The 1,375-nt window shown below is 45.3% G+C and carries 2 protein-coding genes; both read left to right on the top strand.

Annotated elements, in window-relative coordinates:
- A partial coding sequence (locus A3735_RS24425) for a DUF3750 domain-containing protein (protein ID WP_068638803.1) occupies nucleotides 1-389 on the top strand: 389 nt, incomplete at its 5' end.
- 15 nt (nucleotides 390-404) lie between these two features.
- The gene (locus tag A3735_RS24420; RefSeq protein ID WP_068510197.1) at nucleotides 405-1,007 is read left to right on the top strand and encodes a pyridoxamine 5'-phosphate oxidase family protein; all 603 of its coding nucleotides are present in this window, start codon (nucleotides 405-407) and stop codon (nucleotides 1,005-1,007) included.
- The last annotated feature ends 368 nt before the right edge of the window (nucleotides 1,008-1,375 follow it).

Genomic DNA, 1,375 nt, shown 5'->3' with positions numbered 1-1,375 from the left:
ATGGTGCCGATGCATGGGGGTGGCGAGGTTGGTTTGCGATACATACTTGGATTGCGGTGAAAGCAAGAGATGCTTCTGAATATACCGTTCTTGAAGTGATAGGTTGGCGTGCCAAACGAGGACTGTCTGTGTTGAGAGTCGAGAATGATATTCCTGATAGGTATTGGTTTGGTAGTCAGCCCCAAATTCTTTTGGATAAGCGAGGTGACGAAGCAGAAGAGTTGATCGAAGAAATAGTTGCTTTAGCTGAACGTTACCCCTGGGCTAACGAGTATAAAGTTTTTCCTGGCCCGAACAGCAACACCTTTCCAGCTTGGATAGCAGCGCAGGTGCCCGAACTGGGCTTGGAGCTTCCCTTTAGTGCTATTGGCAGTGGTTACGTAGATTAACAGGGCGAAGAGTTTATGACTGAATATCAACCTATGACTTTGTTGATGAACGCTAGGCAAGAGGCCAAGCAAAACCAGGACCCCAGTGCTAAATATTGCACACTCGCGACACTCGAGCAAAATGATGCGTCTCAACCAAGAATGCGCACCTTGGTCGTACGCGAAATCAATGCAGATAGTTGTGTACTGTTTGTGAACAAACTTGCCCAAAAGAACCTACTACATTTAAACGAGGCGAAGGTAGAACTGCTATTTTTCTATCCTTCGCTACTACAGCAATTTAGAGTTCGGGGTGAATTGTCATTAATGTGTCCTGAGGTTCTTGAAACTCACTGGCAGCATAAACCTTATATTTCAAAGTTGCTGGATCATTTTTATCATACTGTCGCGCACCAGAGCGCTGCCCTGGAAGGCTCATTTGAGGTAGAACGGGGTATTAACGCGCTGAAAGAAAAGTACCCTAATCCTGATACAGTTCCTTTCACAGATAATGCGCTTGGGCTGGTGGTGTCTGTGAATTATCTAGAGTACTGGCGAGGCCATGAAACTGGCTTGCATGAGCGCACTTTATATCGACATATAGGCCACAGTTGGGAACGAGCTGCGCTTGTTCCTTGAATAGCGCGAACTATTGGGCTGCACTCTCTGCTACTCTTGGCGCCAATCATGTTTTCTGCACGTGGCAGGTTTGAGTCCCTAACCGATAGGATTGGTGTAGGGAAAATGGTTAAGGGGTGTTGATGCGAATGTTCGCGTATCTGATACCCTAATCTGTGGGTACCATGGTGGCAAGATTCAGTAGTGGGTGTGGATTGACTAAGTAAAATAAAAGAGGGCCGCAGGTTTGTCGACAAATTACTCTTAGCTCTTGTTTATAAGTATATGTATATCTGTGCTGCGGATATCTCAAACGATTACAATAACCCTGATGCTACTAAATTAATTAAGAGATCTTTTGATAGCCTCCTCTAATACACTGTCTAAGG

The sequence above is a fragment of the Oleiphilus sp. HI0061 genome (assembly GCF_001635675.1).
This window is presented reverse-complemented; position numbering and strand designations above follow the sequence as displayed.